This window comes from Pseudomonas sp. SG-MS2 (genome assembly GCF_009933855.1).
In the GTDB taxonomy this organism is placed as follows: domain Bacteria; phylum Pseudomonadota; class Gammaproteobacteria; order Pseudomonadales; family Pseudomonadaceae; genus Aquipseudomonas; species Aquipseudomonas putida_E.
Window position 1 is genome coordinate 1 of record NZ_MOMO01000239.1, and the last position, 23,795, is coordinate 23,795.

The 23,795-nt window shown below is 62.6% G+C and carries 19 protein-coding genes and 1 pseudogene; 8 read left to right on the forward strand and 12 right to left on the reverse strand.

The genetic code is table 11. From position 1 onward, the window contains the following. Nucleotides 1–525, reverse strand: a 525-nt coding sequence (thpR, locus tag BLX42_RS21820) for an RNA 2',3'-cyclic phosphodiesterase (protein WP_161872595.1), incomplete at its 3' end; no start/stop codon positions are given. A gap of 169 nt (nt 526–694) precedes the next feature. Here thpR and lpxO point away from each other — a divergent pair. The 4 genes from lpxO to BLX42_RS21840 all read left to right on the forward strand — a co-directional run bounded on the left by lpxO (nt 695) and on the right by BLX42_RS21840 (nt 5,012). After that, nucleotides 695–1,594, forward strand: coding sequence for a lipid A hydroxylase LpxO (gene lpxO, locus BLX42_RS21825; RefSeq protein ID WP_046785785.1), 900 nt, complete (start codon nt 695–697; stop codon nt 1,592–1,594). Nucleotides 1,595–1,618: 24 nt separating this feature from the next. Next, the gene (locus BLX42_RS21830; protein ID WP_161872596.1) at nt 1,619–2,188 is read left to right on the forward strand and encodes a GNAT family N-acetyltransferase; all 570 of its coding nucleotides are present in this window, start codon (nt 1,619–1,621) and stop codon (nt 2,186–2,188) included. Between the two features lie 113 nt (nt 2,189–2,301). Then, nucleotides 2,302–3,141 carry a glutathione-dependent disulfide-bond oxidoreductase gene (gene yghU / locus BLX42_RS21835; RefSeq protein WP_046785783.1) on the forward strand — a complete coding sequence of 280 codons (840 nt, stop codon included), beginning with the start codon at nt 2,302–2,304 and terminating at the stop codon, nt 3,139–3,141. Between the two features lie 167 nt (nt 3,142–3,308). Further along, on the forward strand, nt 3,309–5,012 hold the full coding sequence (locus BLX42_RS21840; protein WP_161872597.1) for an amidase: 1,704 nt from the start codon (nt 3,309–3,311) through the stop codon (nt 5,010–5,012). Between the two features lie 118 nt (nt 5,013–5,130). Here BLX42_RS21840 and BLX42_RS27305 read toward each other — a convergent pair whose 3' ends face one another. The 9 genes and pseudogenes from BLX42_RS27305 to BLX42_RS21880 all read right to left on the reverse strand — a co-directional run bounded on the left by BLX42_RS27305 (nt 5,131) and on the right by BLX42_RS21880 (nt 14,506). Continuing rightward, on the reverse strand, nt 5,131–5,682 hold the full coding sequence (locus tag BLX42_RS27305; RefSeq protein ID WP_371316826.1) for a methyl-accepting chemotaxis protein: 552 nt from the start codon (nt 5,680–5,682) through the stop codon (nt 5,131–5,133). Between the two features lie 312 nt (nt 5,683–5,994). Further along, a pseudogene (locus BLX42_RS27310) lies at nt 5,995–7,017 on the reverse strand (cache domain-containing protein); the annotation flags it as partial. 101 nt (nt 7,018–7,118) lie between these two features. Then, nucleotides 7,119–7,838, reverse strand: a complete 720-nt coding sequence (locus BLX42_RS21850) for an ABC transporter ATP-binding protein (protein WP_161872599.1) — start codon at nt 7,836–7,838, stop codon at nt 7,119–7,121. After that, a complete protein-coding gene (locus BLX42_RS21855) occupies nt 7,835–8,635 on the reverse strand; it encodes an ABC transporter ATP-binding protein (protein WP_161872600.1) in 801 nt (266 codons plus the stop codon). The genes BLX42_RS21850 and BLX42_RS21855 overlap by 4 nt, the downstream gene beginning before the upstream one ends. Further along, nucleotides 8,632–9,498: a branched-chain amino acid ABC transporter permease gene (locus tag BLX42_RS21860; RefSeq protein ID WP_039601573.1), complete on the reverse strand. Its 867-nt coding sequence runs from the start codon at nt 9,496–9,498 to the stop codon at nt 8,632–8,634. The genes BLX42_RS21855 and BLX42_RS21860 overlap by 4 nt, the downstream gene beginning before the upstream one ends. Next, the gene (locus BLX42_RS21865) at nt 9,491–10,384 is read right to left on the reverse strand and encodes a branched-chain amino acid ABC transporter permease (RefSeq protein ID WP_161872601.1); all 894 of its coding nucleotides are present in this window, start codon (nt 10,382–10,384) and stop codon (nt 9,491–9,493) included. Before BLX42_RS21865 ends, BLX42_RS21860 begins: the two co-directional genes overlap by 8 nt. Nucleotides 10,385–10,447: 63 nt before the next feature. Next, nucleotides 10,448–11,566 carry an ABC transporter substrate-binding protein gene (locus BLX42_RS21870; RefSeq protein ID WP_119687274.1) on the reverse strand — a complete coding sequence of 373 codons (1,119 nt, stop codon included), beginning with the start codon at nt 11,564–11,566 and terminating at the stop codon, nt 10,448–10,450. 192 nt (nt 11,567–11,758) lie between these two features. Further along, nucleotides 11,759–13,048 (reverse strand): OprD family porin, encoded by a 1,290-nt coding sequence (locus BLX42_RS21875; RefSeq protein WP_161872602.1) that lies wholly within the window; start codon nt 13,046–13,048, stop codon nt 11,759–11,761. 138 nt (nt 13,049–13,186) lie between these two features. After that, entirely contained in the window at nt 13,187–14,506 is a 1,320-nt protein-coding gene (locus tag BLX42_RS21880; protein ID WP_161872603.1) for an MFS transporter, read from the reverse strand. A 333-nt stretch (nt 14,507–14,839) separates the two neighbouring features. Between BLX42_RS21880 and putA the strand changes: the two genes are divergently transcribed. From putA to BLX42_RS21895, 3 genes are all read left to right on the forward strand, one after another. Then, nucleotides 14,840–18,775, forward strand: a complete 3,936-nt coding sequence (gene putA, locus BLX42_RS21885; RefSeq protein WP_161872604.1) for a trifunctional transcriptional regulator/proline dehydrogenase/L-glutamate gamma-semialdehyde dehydrogenase — start codon at nt 14,840–14,842, stop codon at nt 18,773–18,775. A 68-nt stretch (nt 18,776–18,843) separates the two neighbouring features. Further along, a complete protein-coding gene (gene proC, locus BLX42_RS21890) occupies nt 18,844–19,635 on the forward strand; it encodes a pyrroline-5-carboxylate reductase (protein ID WP_161872605.1) in 792 nt (263 codons plus the stop codon). A 66-nt stretch (nt 19,636–19,701) separates the two neighbouring features. Continuing rightward, nucleotides 19,702–20,622, forward strand: coding sequence for a LysR family transcriptional regulator (locus BLX42_RS21895; RefSeq protein WP_115274483.1), 921 nt, complete (start codon nt 19,702–19,704; stop codon nt 20,620–20,622). Nucleotides 20,623–20,785: 163 nt separating this feature from the next. Here BLX42_RS21895 and BLX42_RS21900 read toward each other — a convergent pair whose 3' ends face one another. Next, nucleotides 20,786–21,295, reverse strand: a complete 510-nt coding sequence (locus BLX42_RS21900; protein WP_119687280.1) for a ProQ/FinO family protein — start codon at nt 21,293–21,295, stop codon at nt 20,786–20,788. Between the two features lie 105 nt (nt 21,296–21,400). Then, nucleotides 21,401–22,783: a PLP-dependent aminotransferase family protein gene (locus tag BLX42_RS21905; RefSeq protein ID WP_161872606.1), complete on the reverse strand. Its 1,383-nt coding sequence runs from the start codon at nt 22,781–22,783 to the stop codon at nt 21,401–21,403. Between the two features lie 121 nt (nt 22,784–22,904). On the opposite strand from BLX42_RS21905, the gene BLX42_RS21910 reads away from it, so the two are divergent. Beyond that, nucleotides 22,905–23,774: a DMT family transporter gene (locus BLX42_RS21910; RefSeq protein WP_119687282.1), complete on the forward strand. Its 870-nt coding sequence runs from the start codon at nt 22,905–22,907 to the stop codon at nt 23,772–23,774. Nucleotides 23,775–23,795 lie beyond the last annotated feature (21 nt).

Genomic DNA, 23,795 nt, shown 5'->3' on the forward strand with positions numbered 1-23,795 from the left:
CGCCAGCGGCAGGTACTGGCCTTTGCGCGATTCGTAGAGCGCGAAGTACCGGGCGGCGATGAAGAAGTCGGGCGCCACGCTGGCCTCGGGCGCCTGGCCGCGAAAGTCCCGTGACAGGGTCAGGTGTGGCCGGTACTCATGGGCCTGCTCGGCAAAGCCCATGGGCAGCAGTGCCTGCTGCAGCCCATAGGCCAGATGGCGCAGCGCAGCCGGGGCCTGCTGCGGCTCGAGCACCAGCACGTTTGCCCGCGGCCAGACCTTGAGCTGATCGAGCAGCAGGCGCAGGGGGGCATCAGGGCGCGCCAGGTTGTCCACCGCAGCGCAAATCGCCGGTACCTGCGCTACATCCACATCGCCTAGAAACATCAGGGTCAGGTGGAAGTTCGCACTGGGCACCGGTTTGCCACTACGCAGCTGGAGGCCACGCCGCCACTGGCCTATCGCACGCTGCTGGGCGTCGGTTACCGGCAGGGCCAAAAACAGCCGTTTGAAGGGGGCGCCACTGCGGCGCGGGTCCTGAACCATGCGTGCTCCTTTACCTTAAACGTTTGCGCAAACTGCGGCCATTACACCTTGGTCGGCCGCAAATCTCGCCAACCTCGGTACAAACTATCTGTACAAACTCCCCCCATGATTGTTTATGCTGGCGGGCTTATGCCATGGCGCATGGCCATTTTTCGACAAGTAATCGTCCATGAAAATTGCACTCGTACTGATCTTTGCCCTCTCGATCGCCTATGTTCATCTGCGCGGTCGGGTACGCCACAAGCTCACCCGCCAATTGGGTGACCACTCCAGTTTCCTGGCCCCGGTCAACAGCTTCCTTTACCTGTTCTCCAGGCACCCGGCCAAACCCTATCTGCCGGTAGAAGCGTTCCCCGAGCTGCAGCCGCTCAAGGACCACTGGCAGGAAATCCGCCAGGAGGCCCAGCAGTTGCTGCATGTGGGCGAGATCAAGAAGTCCGATAATTACGACGACGTTGGCTTCAACTCCTTCTTCAAGACCGGCTGGAAGCGCTTCTACCTGAAATGGTACGGCGAAAGCCACCCGTCTGCGATGAACCTGTGCCCACGCACCACCGAGTTGCTGCAGGGCATCGGCACGGTCAAGGCAGCCATGTTCGCGACCCTGCCGCCGGGCGCCAAGCTGGTGCGCCACCGCGACCCTTATGCAGGCTCCTACCGCTACCACCTGGGCCTGGATACGCCGAACGACGATGGCTGCTACATCGATGTGGATGGCGAGAAGTATTCCTGGCGTGACGGCGAAGCCGTGGTGTTCGACGAGACCTACATCCACTACGCCGCCAACACCACCGAGCACAACCGGATCATTCTGTTCTGCGACATCGAGCGCCCGCTGAAATACCGCTGGGCAACTGCCTTCAACCGCTGGTTCAGCCGCAATGTCATGGCTGCCGCGGCAGCGCCGAACAATGCCAATGACAAGACTGGCGGCATCAACCGCCTGTTCACCCGGATCTACAAGATTCGTGAACGGGGCAAGGCACTGAAAAAACGCAACCGCATGCGCTACTACCTGGAGAAGTGGCTGGTAGTGGCGGCCTTGGTGCTGGCGTTCATCTATATCTGAGCAGGCCGGGAGCCTTTTGCCGCCATGATCCACATCCGCCCCATGACGCCCGAGGACTTCGAGCGTTTCTGGCCCACCTTCCAGGCCGTTGTCCAGGCCCGCGAAACCTACGCCTACGACCCTGCCCTGAGCTTCGAACAGGCACGCCAGCTATGGCTGGAGCTGCCTTTGCACACGCTGGTGGCCGAGCAAGACGGTGAGTTGCTGGGGGCATACTACCTCAAGGCCAATGCCGCCGGCCCCGGTGCCCATGTCGGCAATTGCGGCTACATGGTCGCCGAAGCCGCCCGTGGTCGCGGCGTGGCCAAGCTGATGTGCGAACACTCACAGAAACTGGCGCGTCAGGAAGGCTTCCTGGCGCTGCAGTTCAACTCGGTGGTGGCCAGCAATGAAGTGGCCGTGGCGCTATGGCACAAACTGGGCTTCGAGACCGTCGGCCGCTTGCCCAAGGCTTACCGCCACGCCCGCCTGGGCCTGGTGGACTGCCTGGTGATGTACAAATGGCTGGCCGACGAGCCGGTAGTGGAAAAACCGCCGCTGCTGATTGGCCGCAAGAACATCGAGGCGCGCGTGTCGCGGCGGCGTGGCCGCTAAACGCGTTGATACCCTGGCCCGCGCCACCGGATTTGCACTTTTCTGCGAACCCGTGGCATAGATGCGGGTCAACGCCTGTATGTGACCGTCTGCGCCACTCAAGGAGCCCCTGCATGAGCAAGTCCCCCTATGTTCCGCCCAAGGTCTGGCGCAATGAGTCAGCCTCTGGCGGCCAGTTCGCCAGTATCAACCGCCCGATCGCCGGCCCTACCCACGACAAGGCGCTGCCTGTCGGCAAGCACCCGTTGCAGCTGTACTCACTGGCAACCCCCAACGGCGTGAAAGTCACCATCCTTCTTGAAGAACTGCTGGCCCTGGGCCACAGCGGCGCCGAGTACGACGCCTGGTTGATCCGCATCGGCGAAGGCGACCAGTTCTCCAGCGGGTTCGTTGAGGTCAACCCCAACTCGAAGATCCCCGCCCTGCTCGATCGCAGCGTCGAGCCACCGGTTCGGGTATTCGAATCGGGTTCGATCCTGCTGTACCTGGCCGAGAAATTCGCAGCCTTCCTGCCCACCGGTGCGGCCGCGCGTACCGAAACCCTGAACTGGCTGTTCTGGCAGATGGGTTCGGCGCCTTATCTGGGTGGGGGCTTTGGCCACTTCTACGTGTATGCCCCGGAAAAGTTCGAATACGCCATCAACCGGTTCACCATGGAAGCCAAGCGCCAGCTGGATGTGCTTGAGCGGCGCCTTGCGCAAAGCCGCTACCTGGGTGGCGATGAGTACAGCATCGCCGATATCGCCGTGTGGCCGTGGTATGGCCAACTGGTGCGCGGCAACCTGTATGGCGCAGCAGAGTTCCTTGCCGTGCATGAATACCCGCAGGTGCAGCGCTGGGCCGAAGAAATCGCGCAGCGGCCGGCCGTGCAGCGGGGCACCCGGGTCAACCGCACCTGGGGAGATGAAGCCAGCCAGGTGCCTGAGCGCCATTGGGCGGCAGATCTGGATTAAGCGCGTATGGGCCGCCAAGCGGCCCTTTGCCCAGCAAGCCGGCAGCCGCAGGGCCCGACAATGCCCCGCTGCAAAAATCCATTTGCCCCCGCGCAAACCTGCTTCCGCCCAGCCCTTCTTGTACACTCCTCGCAAAAGCCCCCACCTGCACAAATTTTGGTGAAAGCATGATCGAGGTAACCGAGGTTTCCATTGCCGAGCTGCGCGACGCGCTCGAAAAGGGCCGCACGACGGCGGTCGAGCTGGTCAAGGCCTACCTGGCGCGCATCGACGCCTACGATGGAGCCGATACCCCCACCGCGCTGAACGCGGTGGTAGTCCGCAATCCAGAGGCGCTCAAGGAGGCCGAGGCTTCCGACGCGCGCCGCGCCCGTGGCGAACTGCTCGGCCCGCTCGATGGCATCCCTTACACCGCCAAGGACAGCTACCTGGTCAAGGGCCTGACCGCTGCATCCGGCAGCCCGGCGTTCAAAGACCTGGTGGCCCAGCGCGACGCGTTCACCGTCGAGCGCCTGCGCGCCGGCGGCGCCATCTGCCTGGGCAAGACCAACATGCCGCCCATGGCCAACGGTGGCATGCAGCGCGGCGTCTACGGCCGTGCCGAAAGCCCGTACAACGCCAACTACCTGACCGCACCGTTCGCCTCCGGCTCATCCAACGGTGCCGGCACCGCCACCGCTGCCAGCTTCAGCGCCTTCGGCCTGGCCGAGGAAACCTGGTCCAGTGGCCGTGGCCCGGCCTCTAACAACGGCCTGTGCGCCTACACCCCTTCGCGCGGGGTCATTTCGGTACGCGGCAACTGGCCGCTGACACCGACCATGGACGTGGTAGTGCCCTACGCCCGCACCATGGCCGACCTGCTGGAAGTGCTGGATGTGGTGGTTGCCGACGATGCCGACAAGCGTGGCGACCTCTGGCGCCTGCAACCTTGGGTGCCAATCCCGGCCGCCTCTTCGGTACGCCCGGCGTCCTACCTGGACCTGGCGGTTGACGCCAGCGCGCTCAAGGGCAAGCGTTTCGGCGTACCGCGCATGTACATCAACGCCGACCCCGAGGCCGGTACGTCCGAGAAACCTGGCATCGGTGGCCCGACCGGCCAGCGCATCAACACCCGAGCCACGGTCATCGACCTGTGGCAACAGGCACACCAGGCCTTGGAAGCAGCGGGCGCTGAAGTGGTTGAAGTGGACTTCCCACTGGTCTCCAACTGCGAAGGCGATCGGCCCGGCGCACCGACCGTTTACAACCGCGGTATCGTCAGCAAGGCGTTCCTGCATGACGAGCTGTGGGAACTGTCCGGCTGGGGCTTCGACGACTTCCTGCGTGCCAACAACGACCCCAAGCTCAACCGCCTGGCCGATGTCGACGGCCCGCAAATCTTCCCCCACGACCCAGGCACCCTGCCCAACCGTGAGGACGATCTGGCTGCCGGCATGGACGAGTACGTCAACATGGCCAAACGCGGCCTGAAGCGCTGGGACCAGATCGAAACCCTGCCCGACGGCCTGCGCGGGCTGGAAAAGACCCGCAAGCTGGACCTGGAAGACTGGATGGACGCCCAAGGCCTCCATGCGGTGCTGTTCCCGACCGTGGCCGACGTTGGCCCGGCCGATGCCGATGTGAACCCGGCCTCGGCGGACATCGCATGGAGCAACGGCATCTGGGTAGCCAACGGCAACCTCGCCATCCGCCACCTGGGCGTACCGACCGTCACCGTGCCGATGGGCGTGATGGCTGACATCGGCATGCCGGTGGGGCTGACCTTCGCCGGGCGTGCCTACAGTGACAATGCGCTGTTGAGTTTTGCGGCAGCCTTCGAAGCGACCGGCTCACGCCGCATGATCCCGCCACGGACACCGGCGCTGGGGTGATGGTAGCCTGAAAGGCCAATTTCTTTCGCACCCTTGAGATCGAGCGCCACGCCGGCGCTCGATCTGCGCAGCACCGCAAACCGCAGGTCAGCCCCCAACGACCACACAAGTTTCAGAACTACTTCTCGATACAAAAGCTCGCCACCAATCGACGCAACTCCCGCGAACGCCCATCCAGCTTTTCACACACTCCCAACGTCTGCTCTTGACCCGCCTGCACATGCTGATTGAGCGTGACGATTTCGCCCACTTCGCGACCGATCGACTCGACCACCGCACGTTGCTGATCCGTGGCGGCAGCGACGGACTGGTTCATGTCATCGATATCGGCCAGACGCCCAATCACTGCATCAATACCCTCGCAGGCCTGAGCGATGACGTGAACGCTGCGCTCGGCGTGCTGGTGGCTGGCTACCATCGAGGCGATCGACGCTTGGGCGCCGACCTGCAGCGATTCGATCATGGCATGGATCTCCTGGGCCGACCTTTGGCTGCGATGTGCCAGTTGACGCACCTCGTCCGCCACCACCGCGAAACCTCGGCCAGACTCCCCTGCTCGCGCAGCTTCAATGGCTGCGTTGAGCGCCAGCAAATTGGTTTGTTGGGCGATGCTGTGAATCACTTCGAGGATGCGGCCGATGGCTTCGGTCTGGCCGCCCAATTGCTCCATGCTCGCGCGGGCGGTTTCAACTTGCGCCGCGAGCGCACCAAGTGCCGTGGAACCATCGCTGAGAATACGCTGGCCCTGCTCGGCCTGGTTGCGCGCCGCAGCACTTTGCACCGAAACATTGGCGGCGTTGCCGGCGATTTCCTGGGCGGCGGCACCCAATTGCTCGATGGCAGCGGCAACCGTGTCGCTGCGCTGCACCAGTTCGCTTGACTGGCGCAGGGTAGCCTGGCTGGCCTGGACCACGCTGCGCGCACCTTCATCGACGCCGACACTGCCATTGGCGACCAGCCCGATGGTGCGCTGCATGCGCTCGACGAAAAGGTTGAACGCCTGGGCCAACTGGGCCAGCTCGTCCCGGCCGGTGGCAGGCAGGCGCTGGGTAAGGTCGCCTTCACCGGCGGCGATATCCTGCATGGCGACGATCATGCGCAGCAGCGGCTTTAGCAGCAAACGCAGCAGCACACCAAGGGCGAGCATCACCAGCAGCACTGACACCAGCATGGCGATCAACGCCGAACCACTGAAGTCGCGCAGTTGCTGGTAAGCAAGGTCACGATCCACCGAAAGCCCGACATACCAGTCAGCACCCGGCAGCCCCGGTACCGGGACGAAGGTATCGATGCGAACCTGGCCATTCACCTCGTGCTCTTGCAGGTCACGACTGACTTTCAGGGGTTGCGCCGGGTCCAGTTCGTTGAGACGACGGTTGATCAGGTCAGTCTGGGGATGCACCAGGATCTTTCCAGCGCCATTGACCAGATAGGCATAGCCTTTGCCCTGCAGGTCGACGCTGCCGATGATCTGGACCAGCGTATCGATCGGCATTCCCGCGCCCACCGCGCCAAGCAGCTCGCCGGCACGCACCACCGGGGCAGCGGCGGCCATGATCATTTCCTGGGTAGCGGCATTGATATAAGGCTCAGTGAGGACGCTGTCGTTGCGCGTCTGCACACGCTGGTACCAATCGCGCTGGCGAGCATCATAACCGGCGGGCATATCTTGCTGCGGGCGAATGCTGAAACTGCCATCGGCGCGCGCCAGGTACACCATGTTGAAGGTGTTTTTCAGCACATCCTGGCCGAAGGCCTGCTCGACGGCGGCTTCGCGGGTATCGGCGGCCAAGCGCTGTGCCAGGCTTTCCACCAGCAGCACTCGCCCGCCAAGCCAGTTGTGAACGCTGTCGGCGGCCAGGGCGCCAACCTCGCGCAGCTGGCTTTGCAGCTCTCGGGCCAGCAGGCGCTTTTGCCAGATGTAGTTGTACAGGGTGAACGAAGCGAAGGCGCTGACCACGACCAGGGCAGCGGCCAACAGAATCTTGTGGCTGAATTTCATCATCAAGGCTCTAAAAAGGGCCGCGCAGTAAACCCTGCGCGGCCAAACACGCTCTACGCCATTCGCGGCCCCAGGAGCGCGAGGACGCGAATGCCGGCAGAGTCTCAGGCGACCCGCCCTCCCAGGTACAGTTCGCTGACTTGCGGGTCGTGCATCAGCTCCCGAGCATTGCCGGTCAACGCCACACTGCCCATCGACAGCACATAGGCGCGGTCGGAGATGCGCAGCGCCTCCATCGCGTTCTGCTCCACCATCAGGATGGTCACGCCTTCCTGGTCGCGGACCTGCTGGATGGCTTCGAACACTTCCAGCAGCACTTTGGGCGACAGGCCCGCCGAGGGTTCATCGAGCAGCAGCAGGCTGGGCCTGGGCATCAGCGCCCGGGCCAGGGCAAGGATCTGCCGCTCACCACCGGACATGGACGCCGCGGGTGCGTTGAACTTCTTTGCCAGGATCGGGTAGGACGTGCACAGTTCATCGATACGTCGCTGGTTGTCCTGGGGGCGCTGGTAGTGCCCGCCCACGTGGAGGTTTTCGCGGATGCTCAGGCTGGCGAACACGTTGTCGGTCTGCGGCACGAAGCCAAGCCGGCAGCGGCGGATCTTCTCGTGCACCGGTACCCGCGACACGTCCTGCCCCTGCAGCAGGACCTGCCCCTTGCGCGGCAGCAGGTAACCGGCGATGGTCTTGAGCAAGGTGCTCTTGCCGCAACCATTAGGGCCCAGCAAAGTAACGATTTCCTTCTGTTCGGCATGCAAAGTCATGCCGCGCAGGATGTCCACCTCGGCGCTGTAGCCGGCGACGACGTCCTTCACTTCGATCATGGCGCGTTCTCCTCGATGGCTTGCGGGCTGTGACGGCCTCCCAGGTAGGCCTGGATCACCCGCGCGTTGGAGGTCAGTTTGTCCGGCCTGCAACTGGCGACGATCTCGCCGCGGTCCAGAACCACGCAGCGGCTGCAGACGTCGCGGATGAAGTGCATGTCATGCTCGACGATCACCAGCGTCATGCCCTGGGCATTGAGGCGCTTGAGCGCTGCCACCAGGTCACGGCGCAGGTTGGGGTGCACCCCGGCGGTAGGCTCGTCGAGCAGCACCAGCTCAGGCTCGCCCATCAAGGCACAGACAATGCCCAGCAGTTTCTTCTGCCCACCCGACAGCGCCGAAGCCGGCAGGTCGCGCACAGGGCTGAGCAGCAACTCATCGATCAGCCGCTCGGCCTTGGCCCGCGCCTGTTCTTCGGCCCGGCGCAGCGCCGGTAGGCCGAGCAGCGTGGCGATCACACCGTGCTGGCGAGTGCAGGCTGCCATCGCCACTTCGATGACCGACATCTTGGTGGGCATGGAAGGCAGCTGGAAAGTCCGGGCAATGCCGTGGCGGACGATACGGTGGGCCTGCAACCGCTCGATACGCCGTGCTCCCAGCGCAATGGCGCCGCCATCCACCGCTTCAAAACCCGTGATGCAGTTGAGCAAGGTGCTTTTGCCGGAGCCGTTGGGCCCAAGCAGGCCGACGATTTCGCCGCGCTGCACGTTGAAGCTCACGTCACGCAGCACCTGGTTGCCGCCAAAGGCCTTGGCTACCGATTGCACATTGAGCAGGTATTCGCGCGAAGCACTCATGCGATCTTCCTTACTTTTTCAGGGATCAGACCTTCGCTGCGCCACATCAGGCAGGCCAGCAGGATCGCGCCGATCAGGCCCAGGCGCAGGGCGCCGGCAAGGTCGGAATCAAAGCCCAGGTAATCCTTGGCGAAAGGCACCAGGCTGTAGGCGGCCTGTACCAACAACACCCCCAGCAACACGCCGCGCAGGTTGCCCAGGCCACCGATCATCAACATGGTCCAGAGCAGGAAGGTCTCGGAGGCGAGCAGGTAGTCGGGGCCGACATAACTCATGAAGTGGGCGTACAGCGAACCGGCGATGGCGGTTAGCGCAGCGCTGGCCATGATCGCCCGCGACTTCAGCGAGGTCAGGTCATACCCCATGCAGGCGGCCAGTTGCGGTTCCTCGCGCATCAGCCGCAGGGCACGGCCGAAACGGCCATCGGCAAGCCGCTGGCAGAGCAGCGTGGCGATCCCCAGCAGCACCAGCATCATCACCAGAAAGCCCACACCGTCGAACAGCGTAGGGATCGCGCCGATGCCTTGCGCCCCACCGGTAAGCCAGCCCTCGTTGGTCGCCACCACGCGCAGGATTTCGGCAATTGCCAGGGTGGCGATACCCCAGTAGTCCGAAGCCAGCTTGCGCCCCAGGCGGGCCACGCACCCGCCCAGACCCATGGCCAGAAGCACACCAAAGGCCATGCCGAGCCATGGCGAATAGCCAGCCTGGACCGCGATGCCGGTGGCGTAGGCGCCCAGGCCGGCGAAGGCGATGTGCCCGAAATTGAGCAGGCCGCCATAGCCGGCCTGCAGGTTGAGCCCCAGTGCCATCAGGCCATAGAGGCTGGCGAAGGTGAGCGCGGAAACAAGGAAATCAAACACGGCGCACCTCCCGGTCGAACAGGCCGTAGGGCTTGAACAGCAATGCCAGTAGCAGGATCAGGAACGCAGCGCCGCTGATGTAGGACACCGGCAGGAAGGCCATTTCCCGGCCCACCAGCCAACCGAAGTTCAGGTTGGTGACCAGGGTTTCGGTGAAGGCGATCAACAAGGCGCCGGCGACCGCACCCATGGGGTTGCCAAGGCCACCGAGGATGGCCGCAGCGAACACCGGCAGGAGCAAGTCATGCCCCAGGTTGATGTGGGCACCGGTGGACAATGCCAGCAGGCCGCCGCCAAGACCTGCGATGGCACCACTGGCGAAGGTCACCATCAGGGTGATCCGGGCAGCGTGCAGGCCGCTGGCGTTGGCCAGTGCCGGGTTGCCGGCCAGCGCGCGCATGGCGCGACCCAGACGGGTATGGAACAGTGCCACGGTGAACGCTGCCAGCAGAACGAGGGTGGTGGCGAAGAAGTACAGCTGGGTGTGGGTGATGCGCGCATCGCCCAACAGGATCGGAGCCTTCAGGGGTAGCTCGAACATCCGCGGGAAGGTCCCCGCGCTGCCCTGGAGCGCGGCGACCAGCAGCATGGCGATGGCCAGCGAGCCAATCATGGCGATGGCCGGGCCACTTTTGAGCAGGCGCTGAAACACCAGGCGCTGCAGCACCAGGGTCAGGGCACCGACCAGCAGTGCAGCAAACAGCAAGGCCAGCGGCAAGGGCACGCCGGCGGCGTCCAGGCCATAGGTCAGGTACGCACCAAGCATGGCGTACTGTACGTGGGCGATATTGGGAAACTTGACCAGGCCATACACCAGGCTGAGGCCGAAGGCGATCAGCGCCAGGTCGGTTGCCCGCAGCAAGGTATCGATCAGGAACTGCAACATGGAAAACACTCCGCAAGAGCAGGCACAAGCCCGCCCGGCGAACCGGGCGGGCGTATCGCGTACTTATCGAGGTACGACTTTGCCGCCGTCATACTTGAGCTTGGCGTAGGGCGGGTCGAGCCGCTGGCGGCCGTCGTCGAAGGCGACTGTGCCAGTCACGCCGTCATAGCCCTTGCCCACCTCCTTGAGCGCAGCCTGTACTGCGGCCGGCTCGGTGCTGCCGGCCTTTTCGATCGCCTTGGCCGCCATCAGCACGGCGTCGTAGGCATAGCCGGTGTAGGAGGTTTTCATGCCTTCCTTGTATTTGGCGGCGAAGGCATCGGCGTAGGCCTTGCCGGTCGGGCCAACGAACGACCCGACCTCCATCCCCAACTGGCCCTGGGCGATGTTGGCCGGCGTGTCCGACAGGCTCATGGACAACAGGATCGCGTACCACGGCTGTTCACGCAGCCCCAGCTCCAGTGCCTCGCGGTTGATGACCGCAGACTCCTGCCCATAGGCGGTGTAGATGTATGCGTCCGGTTTGCTGCGGGCGATCTGTTGCAGTTCGCGGCGGTAGGTTGACTGGCCGGCGGTGTAGAGCGTCTCGTTGACGATCTTGCCGCCGAGCTTTTCGAACTCGGCGCGAAAACCGTGTGCTACGCCCTGACCGTAGGCATTGTTCGGTGCCAGGACGGCGACGTTACGAAAGCCCAGGTCCCAGGCATCCTGGGAAGAAAACTTGTTGCCCTTGTCTTCCAGGCCGATCAGGTTGAACGAGCTACTGCCCAGGTCGCGGATCTTCACGCTGGTGCTGGCGATGTTGATATGCACCACGCCCTCTTTCACCAGATACTGGCCCATCGGGATGCTGATACCCGACGAGTATTCGCCGATCACCACCGGCACCTTGTCGACGCTGACCAGCTTGCGTGCGGCGTTGATGGCGGTGGTGGGATTGCCGCCGGAATCTTCGACGATGACCTGGAATGGCTTGCCGAGCACACCACCGTCGGCGTTGACCTTGTCTTCAGCCAGCTTCACGGCGCGGCGCACGTCTTCGCCAACGGTGGCGTTGGCGCCCGTCAGGGAGAGCACGGCGCCCATCTGCACAGCGTCAGCGGCAGACGCGAACGGCGCGGCCGTGGCCAGGGTAAATAACATCGAAGTCGAAATAAGCATGGAGCGGAACTTGAAAGGCATAACTGTCTCCTTGGAATGATCGTGACGGCGTCGCCGTCGCTCACTGCGTCATGCAGCCCCCTGCGCCAGCGGGGCAAAACAGCTCAAGCACCGATGCTCCCTGAGTCGCTCGTGGCAAATCACGGACGCACCGCTCCGGTCCTCCCGAGGGTTGCGGGAGGAGGAAAAATTCATTGCATCGCTTCGAAGCCCTTACCAGATAGGCACGGTGTAACTGACGGTCAGGCGGTTGTGATCGATATCGCCCAGCACGTCGCTGCGCAGTACGCCGTTGCGCCAGGCGACGCCCACGCCTTTCAATGGCCCGCCTTGCACCACATAGCTCAGTACGATGTCGCGCTCCCACTCTTCACGGTCGGAACCAACGGCAGTCTTGATCTGGTCGCCCTTTAGCCAGGTGACGCTGGCGTTCAGGCCTGGTACGCCGAGCGCGGCGAAGTCGTAGGCGTAGCCGCCCAGGATGGTGCGCTCACCCGCGTAGGTGAAGTTCTGCACCAGGCTGTCGGTGATCACATAAGTGCTGGTGCCGCCGGCGCCCTCGTTGGCCAGGCCACCCTGGTTCAACTGGGTGAAGACGCTGTCGTCCGACACCTGCTGGTAACCCAGGGTCAGGGCATGGCCGCTCAGGGCGTAGGTGAACTTGGCGCTCCAGGTCGAGTTGTCCAGTTCGCCATCGTTGCCGCTGGCATTGGTCGATGCCAGGTAGCCTGCAGCACGGTCGGCATTCTTGCCATCAGAGGTGGTGCGGAAGTAGCGCAGGTCGGTCTTGAGCACGCCGGGGCCCAGTGCCAGGCTGTGCAACGCACCGAGGAAGTGCTGGTCGTAATAATCTTCGAGGTTGGCGAAGTAATACTGCAGGGTCAGGTCCTTGATGCCTTTGTAGTCGCCCCCGGCAAAACGCAGGTGGTCGCTTTCCTGACTACCGCCGGCGATAGACATGCCGGTGAAGTTGCTCGACATACGGCCCACCACATGCTCGATCTGGCCACCAGTGAGGGTCAGGTTGTCGATCTCGTTGCTGGTGATCTGCCCGCCTTCGAACAGCTGCGGCAGCATGCGGCCGTCGTTCGACCAGAGGATGGGCAGCTTCGGCGTGAGGATGCCATAGCGAGCCTCGGTCTTGGACAGGCGTACCTTGCCGGTCAGGCCACCGCGGCTGAAGTTGTCCACGGCCTCGCCGTCGCTGTCGGCCGGGAAAATGGACCGCGCACCCGGTGCATCGAGCTTCACGCCGAGGGTGTAGGTGGCATCTGCCCCGAAGCCGACCAGCCCCTGGGTGAAACCGGACTGCACGTTGAGCAGGAAGGCCTGGCCCCACTCGTCCTGGGTCTGGGTATCGGTGTCACGGAAATCGTGGTTGAAATAGAAGTTGCGTAGCTCCAGCTTTGCCGTGCTGTCTTCGATGAACCCTGCGGCAAGTGTCTGCCCGCCGAAACTCCCCATGGCCGCAAGAATGGCCAGATTCAATAGTTTTCTCTTCATGTGAAGCGACTCTCCCTTGTGTATTGCTTTTATTAGGACGCACGCCCCCGCGGGGCTGCCATGGCAAGGCAGGCCCGGGGAACGGATACGGAGTGGCGACAGATAGAACCCGGAGCGCGCAGGCTCCGGTCATTGCATTCAGGAAGCGCGAGCGCCGCCTTGAATTTCGTCGTCTTTGCGACGTTTACCAACGGACAGGATGGCGACCAGCGAGATGGCTACGGTTGCCAGCATGTACAGGGCCACCGGCTGCCAGTCGCCCTTGTACTCGGACAGCAGCCAGGTTGCGATCAGTGGAGCCGTGCCGCCCGCCAGTGCAGCGCCCAGCTGGTAGCCCAGGGTGATGCCGGTGTAGCGCACGCGGGTGGAGAATATTTCCGAAGACAAGGTGCCGAGCACGGCGGTGACCGGCGCCCAGAGCACGCCGAAGCCGATGACGGTGGCGACGGTGATGCCCCATTGGGTGCGGGTATCGAGCAGCATGAAATACGGCACGATGTACAGCGCAATGGCCAGGATGCCGCCGATGTACACGCGCTTGCGGCCGATGCGGTCAGACAGCCAGCCCATGACCGGGATCAGCAGCGAGGCCACCAGGGCACCGATCATCACGGCGTTCAACGCCGAGACTTTCTGGTAGCCGAGGTTGTTTACCGCATAGCTGACCACGAAGGTCGAGAAGATATAGAACGGCGCCGTCTCGACCACTTTCAGGCCCGCGGCGATCAGCACTTCACGCCAGTGATTGCGCAGCGTCTCCACCACCGGCATTTTCGAAACGTTACCGCTGGCCTTGGCTTTCTTGAAGTCCGGGGTTTCGTCGAGGCCGTGGCGGATCCACAGGCCGAGGAACACCAGGCCGGCGCTCAGCACGAAGGGCACACGCCAGCCCCAGGACAGGAAGTCTTCCTCGGGCAGCATCGCCATCAGGCTCACGGCCATGGTGGCGAGCAGCATGCCGAGGGTCACGCCCACTTGCGGCACGCTGCCGAACAGGCCCTTGCGGTTGGCCGGTGCGTATTCATAGGCCAGCAACAGAGCCCCACCCCACTCGCCTCCAATGCCAAGGCCCTGGATCACCCGCAGCAGGATCAACAGGATCGGTGCCCAGACGCCGATATGTTCATAAGTAGGCAGGCAGCCGATCAACACGGTTGCGCCCCCCATCAGCGACAACGTGATGACCAGAGTTTTCTTGCGCCCGATGCGGTCGCCGATATGGGCAAACAGTACGCCGCCAATAGGCCGAATAAAGAACGTCAGGGAAAACGACAAGTAAGCCAGTAACAGCCCAACGACCGGATCGAAGTTAGGAAAGAACAGTTTGTTGAACACCAGCGCGGCGGCTGTTCCGTAAAGAAAGTAGTCGAACCACTCGATCGAACTGCCTGTGAGGCTGGCGACCAACGCGCGGCGACGGGTCTTGGCCGATTGCGCCTCGGCGAGGGAATTGCTCATGTGTTATGCCTTATTTTTTTTGGTTGGGCCACAATGACCCAAGTATCACTGGGTAGCACCGATCCTAGTTTTCATCGGGCACAAGGTGCAACCACACATTTTGCTATAGGTATAACAAAATGGGTGAATGAGACCAAAATGCACCATTGCAGTGCGCGCCATGCACGTGCCAAACGTTTGCTGCCTTGGGCCGGCACATAATTATTTTTATTGAACAAACATCCAATAAAGTTCATTGGAACTATTGGGTTGCACTAGGTTGCACCTTTATTGATTCCGGGTTTAATCTGCGCACCGTTCCGTTTAGCCAACTACCTACCCGGTGATAACAACATGGCAACCACCACACTTGGCGTAAAGCTTGACGACGCCACCCGCGAGCGACTCAAACAGGCTGCACAACAAATAGCCCAGACGCCGCACTGGATGATCAAACAGGCCATTTTCAACTACCTGGAGCAGATCGAAGGCGGCATGACGCCCGCTCGGCAGGCTGGCCTGGCCGCTGTTGCAGGCGAAGAACAGGCAGAACACCTGGATGAGGGCGCCTTGCAGGTATTTCTCGACTTCGCCGAGAGCGTCCTTCCGCAATCGGTGCTGCGAGCTGCCATCACCGCCGCCTACCGCCGCCCCGAAGCGGACGCCGTACCGATGCTGCTGGAGCAGGCGCGCCAGCCGGCAGAGATGGCGAAAGCGTCTCACCAGTTGGCTTACAGCATCGCCCAGAAGCTGCGCAACCAGAAAAGCGCCGGCGGCCGTCAGGGGCTGGTGCAAGGCCTGCTGCAGGAGTTCTCGCTGTCGTCGCAGGAAGGGGTGGCATTGATGTGCCTGGCCGAGGCCCTGCTGCGCATCCCCGACAAGGGCACCCGTGACGCCTTGATCCGCGACAAGATCGCCAATGGCAATTGGAGCCAGCACCTGGGGCAGAGCCCGTCGATGTTCGTCAACGCCGCCTCGTGGGGCCTGCTGATCACCGGCAAACTGGTGTCGACCCACAATGAGACGGGCCTGTCGTCCTCACTCAACCGCATCATCAGCAAGAGTGGCGAACCACTGATTCGCAAGGGTGTGGACATGTCCATGCGCCTGATGGGCGAGCAGTTCGTCACCGGTGAAACCATCGGCGAGGCCTTGGCCAACGCGGCACGTCGTGAAGCAAAAGGCTTCCGCTACTCCTACGACATGCTGGGTGAAGCTGCACTGACCGAGCATGACGCGCAGAACTACCTTGCCGCATACGAACAGGCGATCCATTCCATCGGCAAGGCCTCGCACGGGCGCGGCATCTATGAAGGCCCGGGCATCTCGATCAAGCTGTCGGCGCTGCACCCGCGGTACAGCCGCGCCCAGTACGAGCGCGTGATGGAAGAGCTGTACCCGCGCCTGTTGTCGCTGACCCTGCTGGCCAGGCAGTACGACATCGGCCTGAACATCGACGCTGAAGAGGCCGACCGCCTGGAGCTGTCGCTCGACCTGCTCGAGCGCCTGTGCTTCGAGCCATCACTGGCCGGTTGGAACGGCATCGGCTTCGTCATCCAGGCCTACCAGAAGCGCTGCCCGTACGTAATCGACTACGTCATCGACCTGGCCAAGCGCAGCCGCCACCGCCTGATGATCCGCCTGGTCAAGGGCGCCTATTGGGACAGCGAGATCAAGCGCGCCCAGATCGACGGCCTGGAAGGCTACCCGGTCTACACCCGCAAGGTTTACACCGACCTGTCCTACATTGCCTGCGCCCGTAAGCTACTGTCGGTACCAGAGGCCATCTACCCGCAGTTCGCCACCCATAATGCTCACTCACTGGCGGCCATTTACCATATCGCCGGGCAAAACTACTACCCGGGTCAATACGAATTCCAGTGCCTGCATGGCATGGGCGAGCCACTGTACGAGCAGGTGGTGGGCAAAGTGGCCGATGGCAAGCTGAACCGCCCGTGCCGCATCTATGCACCGGTCGGCAGTCACGAGACCCTGCTGGCCTACCTGGTGCGCCGCCTGCTGGAAAACGGCGCCAACACCTCGTTCGTCAACCGTATCGCCGATCGCTCCATCACCCTTGATGAGCTGGTCGAAGACCCGGTGCTGCAGGTAGAGAAGATGGCCGGGCAGGAAGGCGCGCTGGGCCTGCCGCACCCGCGCATCCCGCTCCCGCGCAACCTGTATGGCACCAGCCGCCTCAACTCCGGCGGCCTTGACTTGTCCAATGAGCACCGGCTTGGCTCATTGTCCTCGGCGCTGCTCGCCAGCGCCAACCAGCCCTACACTGCCGGGCCAACGTCAAGCAACGATTGCAGCCACCCGCGCACCGTCACCGCCGTGCGCAACCCGGCGGATCATCGCGACCTGATCGGTCAGGTGTACGAAGCCAACGAAAGCGATGTGCAAAACGCCATTCTGTGCGCCCAGGCCAGCGGCCCGATCTGGCAGTCGACCCTGCCCGCCGAGCGCGCGGCCATTCTGGAGCGCGCCGCCGACCTGATGGAAAGCGAGATGCAGCAACTGATGGGCCTGCTGGTACGCGAGTCTGGCAAGACCTTCAGCAATGCGATCGCCGAAGTCCGTGAAGCGGTCGATTTCCTGCGCTACTACGGTGCCCAGGCTGGCAGCTTCAGCAACGACAGCCATCGCCCACTGGGCCCTGTGGTGTGCATCAGCCCTTGGAACTTCCCGCTGGCGATATTCAGTGGCCAAGTCGCCGCCGCCCTGGCCGCTGGCAACACAGTGCTGGCCAAACCTGCCGAGCAGACGCCGCTGATCGCGGCCCAGGCCGTGCGCATCCTCCATGAAGCCGGCGTGCCGCCCGGCGTCGTGCAACTGCTGCCAGGCCGGGGCGAGACCGTTGGGGCGAGCCTGGTCGGTGACAGCAGAATCAGGGGGGTAATGTTCACCGGCTCCACCGAGGTCGCCGGCATCCTCAGCCGCAACCTTGCCGGCCGCCTGGATGGCCAGGGCCAGACGCTGCCGCTGATCGCCGAAACAGGCGGCATGAACGCCATGATCGTCGACTCCTCGGCACTGGCCGAACAGGTGGTCGTGGATGTCATCAGCTCTGCGTTCGATAGCGCCGGCCAGCGCTGCTCAGCGCTGCGGGTGCTGTGTGTGCAGGCAGACGTGGCCGACCACGTCTGCCAGATGCTGCGTGGCGCGATGGCTGAATACCGCGTCGGTTCGCCAGAGCGCCTGGATACCGACATAGGCCCGGTGATCGACCGCGAAGCCCGGGACAACATCGTCAACCACATCGAGCACATGCGCCGTAAAGGCCGTACCGTCTTCCAGGCTGCCCGGGCCGACGGCCAGGTGCTGCAACGGGGCACGTTCGTGCTGCCGACCCTGATCGAACTGGACAGTCTCGACGAACTGGAACGGGAGATCTTCGGCCCCGTGCTGCATGTGGTGCGCTACGAGCGCAGCGAGCTCAGCCAACTCCTGGAGCAGATCAACGCCAGCGGTTACGGGCTGACCCTTGGCGTACATACCCGCATCGACGAGACCATCGCCCAGGTGGTCGATACCGCCCGCGTGGGCAACCTCTACGTCAACCGCAACATAGTCGGGGCCGTGGTCGGCGTACAGCCGTTCGGCGGTGAAGGGCTGTCCGGCACCGGCCCGAAGGCAGGTGGCCCGCTGTACCTGTATCGCCTGCTCGCCACCCGCCCGCACGATGCCGTGGCGCAGGCCCTGGCTGACGGCGATGGGCATGCGGTTACAGCCCCCACCGACCTGGAAAACGCGCGCAAGGCATTTGCCGCTTGGGCCGAGCAGAAAGAACCGGAAATCGCCAACCTGTTCGCCCGCTATCTGGAGCAGTCGCAAAGCTACACCACTCACCTGCTCGCCGGCCCCACCGGTGAGCGCAACAGCTACACCCTGCTGCCGCGGGAGGTGGTGCTGAACCTGGCCGAAAACCGCCTGGACCTGCTCGCCCAACTCGCCGCCAGCCTGGCGGTCGGCAGCCGCGCGCTATGGCTCGATAGCCATCAGGCCCTACGCGCAGAACTGCCAGCATCGGTGCAAGCGCGCATCGACAGCATCAGCGACTGGACCGACCCGGACGCCCATTTCGACGCGATTCTGCACCATGGCGATAGCGATCAATTGCGCCACGTCAGCCAGCTGTCTGCACGGCGCCGCGGCGCCATCGTCGGCGTGCACGGCCTGGGGCGGGCAGACACTGACATTCCACTGGAACGCCTGCTGATCGAGCATGCCCTTAGCGTCAACACAGCTGCGGCCGGTGGTAACGCCAATCTCATGACCATCTGCTAGGCCCACGATCGGAACCGGCGCAGCGCATCCTTGCGCTGCGCACTTTCGCACCACCACGAGGAACAACCATGAACGCACTTTTCCTGGGCTACGGCCGCATGGGCAGCGCCATTGGCCAAGCCTGGCTCAAGGCCGGCCTGGTCAGCCATGTCAGCGCCGTTGACCCCTATCTGCAAACAGCCAGCCAAGTCACCCTCTACAGCAACGTCGAAGCCCTGCCTGCACTGCCTTTTGACATTATCGTGGTGGCGGTCAAGCCGAACTACGCGTGCGAGGTACTGGCCGCCCTACCCTGCGCAGTACGCGAGCACGCCGTGGTGATTTCTGTCGCAGCAGGTGTACCCCATGACAAGCTCAGCCTGGCACTGGGTCACAGCTGCCCGGTGGTACGCGCGATGCCCAACACGCCGGTACTGGTCAACGCGGGCTGCACCGGCCTGTTCGCCACCCCTGACCTGGATGCAAACCTGCGCGAGCGGGTGACTCGGCTGTTCGAAGCCGTCGGTAGCGCCAGCTGGGTGGAGCACGAGGGCCTGCTGGATGCCGTGACTGCGTTGTCCGGCAGCGGCCCTGCCTACTACCACCTTTTCAGCGAAGCCCTCGCCACAGCAGGTGTAGCACTTGGCCTGAGCCCGGAACTGGCAAAGACCCTGGCAGCGCAGACAGCGCTGGGTGCCGCGGCGCTGCAAACCCAGCCAGGCGCAGACTTTGTAGAGTTGCGCACCGCAGTCACCTCGCCCAATGGCACCACGGCGGCGGCGATCGCCTCGTTTGAACACAATGACGGCTTGCGTCGGTTGGTCGACGCCGCCGTGCAGGCCGCACATTCCCGTTCACAAGCACTCTCACGCGAGTCCTGAAAGCCCCGGGCAGCGGGCGGCCGGCAGGACGCCAACGCTGCTCCACCTAGCCGATGTGCATAGCCTATGAAGCTCCATCAACTGAAAGTGTTGGTCACCATCTGCGAGAGCGGCAGCTTTCAGGAAACCGCACGCTTGCTGCATCTTTCCCAGCCCGCGCTCTCCAGGACCATCAAGGAACTTGAGACGTCCCTGGGGGTGCCGCTGCTGGTACGCTCCAACCGCGGCATCACCACCACCGAGTACGGCGAACGCCTGGTGCGCAGGGCGCGCCTGATGCTTGAAGAGGCCAGCCGCGCCCGTGAAGAGATTGCGGCGCTCAAGGGCCAAACCCATGGCCGGGTTTCGATCGGCCTGTCACCGGCGACACCCAGAGCGCAGGTGATCGCAGCCATAAATCAGTACAGCGAGCGCTACCCACTGGTGCGCCTGCGCATTCACGAGATGCGCCCCTCAAAACTGATGGAAAGCCTGCGTGAAGGGCAAGTGGACCTGGCATTGTCATGCCAGCCGGCAAGCCGCTACGGCGATGGGTTTCAATGGACCGAGCTGTACAATCAACCCACCGCGCTGGCGGTGCGCAAAGGCCACCCGCTGCGCAAGGTACGTTGTCTTGATCAGCTACGCGAACAACGCTGGCTGTTGCAGGAGCCGCTGGAAAGTTCTCAGATCGGCATGATGTTCGAGCAGTATCGGCTTGCGCCACCTGAAAACATCCTTGAATGCTCTGCCGGGATCATCTTCTGCGAACTGGCGCGCGCCACTGATGTGATCAGCTATTGGCCGCTTCGCATGCTCGACTACGTCAACCGCACCGACCAGGGGTTGGAGATACTGAACCTTGAGGAGCAAGTGCCCGCGCTCAATATCTCACTGGTTTATCGAAACCAGGAACTGCTCACGCGCGAAGCCCGGCTGCTTGCTGATGAGCTCGAGTATGTGTTCATCAACCCTCGGGCACCTAAGTACAACGATGATTACTGTTGACGGGGGGTATGCCTTGATGCCGGTCAGTCAAGCGATTGGGGCCGCTTTGCGGCCCATCGCCGGCAGGCCAGCGCCCACAGCTACAGCGTATACCCACGAAGTGACAATAGGTCCTCCCCCAGCGTAGTTTGCCGGGAAAGCACAGGGCAGAGCCCGACCGGTCTCAGTCGGTGATCTGCTCCGCTGTGCTATCGGCGGTAGAGGCCGGGGCACTCGCTTCTGACTTCACACGCTTGCGTCGGCCCTGGCTACGTTGGCGCGAAGCTTGTTGCTTGGCATGCAGCGCCTGAGCGGCGGTCACAATGCCAGACGGTTGCCCATTCAAGTCCAGGCGCGGCGCATTCTCCACCATGGCTGCCCAGTATCGAGCTCCCTTGCACCAGGTAGAAATACCCAGCTTGAGCTGTTCGCGGGTCAAGCCGAGCAGTTCGAGGTGCTGCTCGGCATCCTTGAAAATACCCTCCTTGAGCGGCACCTTGGGCGCCGGATTGACGGGGAAGGCCAAGGGAAAATGCTTCTGCAAGGGCCAGATCGCTTGCACTGCCGGATCCAGGTCGCGAGGCTTCGCCTGCGGGGAAGGCTTGCGCTTGGGGTGTTTCCCACCTTCAGCCTTTACCTGCTCTTTTTCCGACCTGAGGCGGTCACGTAGCTCTGCTAGTTGTTCAAAACCCATCGTTCAATTCACTGCTTCGAAGTTGATTGCGTGGCGTAAGGATATGCCATGCACGCCTTGAAAGCAGCTAGAAGAGGATGAGTCGCCGCTGGATCGGTCCCGCGGCTAAGCATTCAGAGCCCGTTTCAACACTTCGTAGATCTTGCTGTCACCCGATTGAGCGACGTTGAAACGCAGGAAATCTCCCGCAGTCATGGACTGGCTGAAGGCATTTCCGGGCGCGAGCACCACTGCTTCCTTCAAACAAGCTCTGGCCAGCGTCGCTGCATCCTTACCCTGAGGGAGTTGGCACCACACGTACATGCCTGCCTGGGGAACCATCCATGGCTTGATACCAATCGCCTGAAGCCTCGCTACTGTTTTGCCCATTTCCTGGGTTAACCTGAAGCGGACACCTTCCATGTGCTTTCGGTACCCGCTATCGGTAATGGCTTGATGAACGATGTCCGCGGCCATGCGCCCACCCCCGAATGTGGTCGCAATCTTGAGGTCGACCAGGCTCTCGATCCACTCCCTGCGCGAAGCGATGTAGCCGCATCTGATCGAAGCGGAGATGGTCTTGGAAAAACTACCGATTTGGATCACACGAGCGAGGCCATCGAAGGCAGACAGTCGTGGCGCGGGGGTATTCTCGAAATCGCCGAAGATGTCGTCCTCGACAATTACCAGGCTGGAGGTGTCGGCCAGCTTTAGCAGCCTGTGTGCTGTGACTGGTGACAAGGTGGCCCCGGTCGGGTTGTGGATGCCGGAGTTCGTTATGTACAACCGCGGCGCGTGCTCGCGCAGGGCAGCGCCGAACGCCTCGATGTCTGGACCCGTTGCGGTGTAGGGGACTCCGACGATGTTCACCCTATGTGCTTTGAGTAATGCGTGAAAATTGAAATAACAGGGATCGTCGACCAGGACAGTGTCACCCGGTTGCAGCAGAAAACGGCAAATCAGGTCGATAGCATGAGTGCCTGACTCAGTGAGCATGATCTGTTCCAGAGGGGCTTCGATACCGACCCCTGCCAGTCGTCGCGACAAGAATTGCCTGAGAGGCGGATGCCCAAGCGGCGAAGCGTACTCAGTCAATTTCGACGTGTCAGAACGCGCAACCATTCGAAGAGCTTTACGCAAGCCTGCTTCGTACAGCCAGGATGCGGGCAGCCACCCGCATCCTGGCTTCAACGCGTCGCTGGAAGTTTCCAGAGACTGGCGCGAGATCCACAGCGGGTCGACATCACGATCAAGTTTGGGGCCGAGCTCGGTCAGCGCCAATGGCGCAACTGGCCCAGCCACGTAAAAGCCGGAGCCGGGGCGAGCGCTAAGTACACCTTCTGCGGTTAACCGTTCATAAGCCTCCAAGACGGTAGAAACCGATACTTGCATGCTCTGAGCCATTGCGCGAACTGAAGGAATTCTCGCACCTGGTGTGTAGCTTCGAGAGGCTATCCTGGCCTGGACCTCCCCCATCACAGCTCGGATTCGCGTTCCGTCCCGTTTCATCGCACCCTCAACTGTGCTGGATTCATATGCATAACAGTTCGGTTGAATTGTAGTGGAGTGTACATGGCCTTGGTGAGCCCGTCAGTGATGTACTGAGCCCTGGCTTATCGAGGACGCACCGATGGAAAAAACAACAAGCGGGTGGATAAACGGCTTTATAGGCGTCGCCATCTTTGCCGGCTCGTTGCCGGCCACCCGCGTGGCAGTGACGGCCTTCGAGCCTACGTTTCTGACATGTGCCAGGGCAACCATTGCCGCGCTGTTGGGTGCGCTGTTCTTGATCGTGCTACGCCAGCCGCGACCCAAGCGCGGTGACCTGTCGTCACTGGCTGTAACAGCGCTTGGCGTCGTTATCGGTTTTCCGCTGCTGACGGCACTGGCCCTACAGCACGTCACTTCTGCCCATTCCATCGTTTTTGTCGGGCTGCTGCCATTGTGTACCGCAGGGTTCGCCGTTCTGCGCGGCGGCGAGCGACCTGGGCCACTGTTCTGGTTGTTCTCGTTGTTCGGTGCTGGGCTAGTCGTTGGCTATGCGTTGATGAATGGAGGAGATGCGTCGGCGCTAGGAGACCTGCTGATGATGGCTGCGGTAGTTGTTTGTGGGTTGGGCTATGCGGAAGGGGCGCGTCTGTCACGGACTCTCGGAGGGTGGCAGGTGATCAGTTGGGCATTGCTGGTAGCGTTGCCGTTCATGCTGCTGCTGACTATCGTCAATCTCCCAGCACCCGATGCCTTCGCCCGAGTTAGCGCCCCTGCGTGGTTCAGCTTCGCCTACGTGTCACTGTTCAGCATGCTGATCGGGTTTGTGTTCTGGTACAAAGGGCTCGTCCAGGGCGGCATTGCGGCAGTGGGCCAACTGCAACTCTTTCAGCCGTTCATGGGGCTTGGACTGGCCGCGTTGCTTCTGCACGAGCAAGTCAGCTGGGTGATGCTCGTCGTAACGCTGGGTGCTGTCATCTGTGTTGCCGGGGCAAAGAGATACGCCCAGTAGTAGTGTGGGAGCGATCAACCT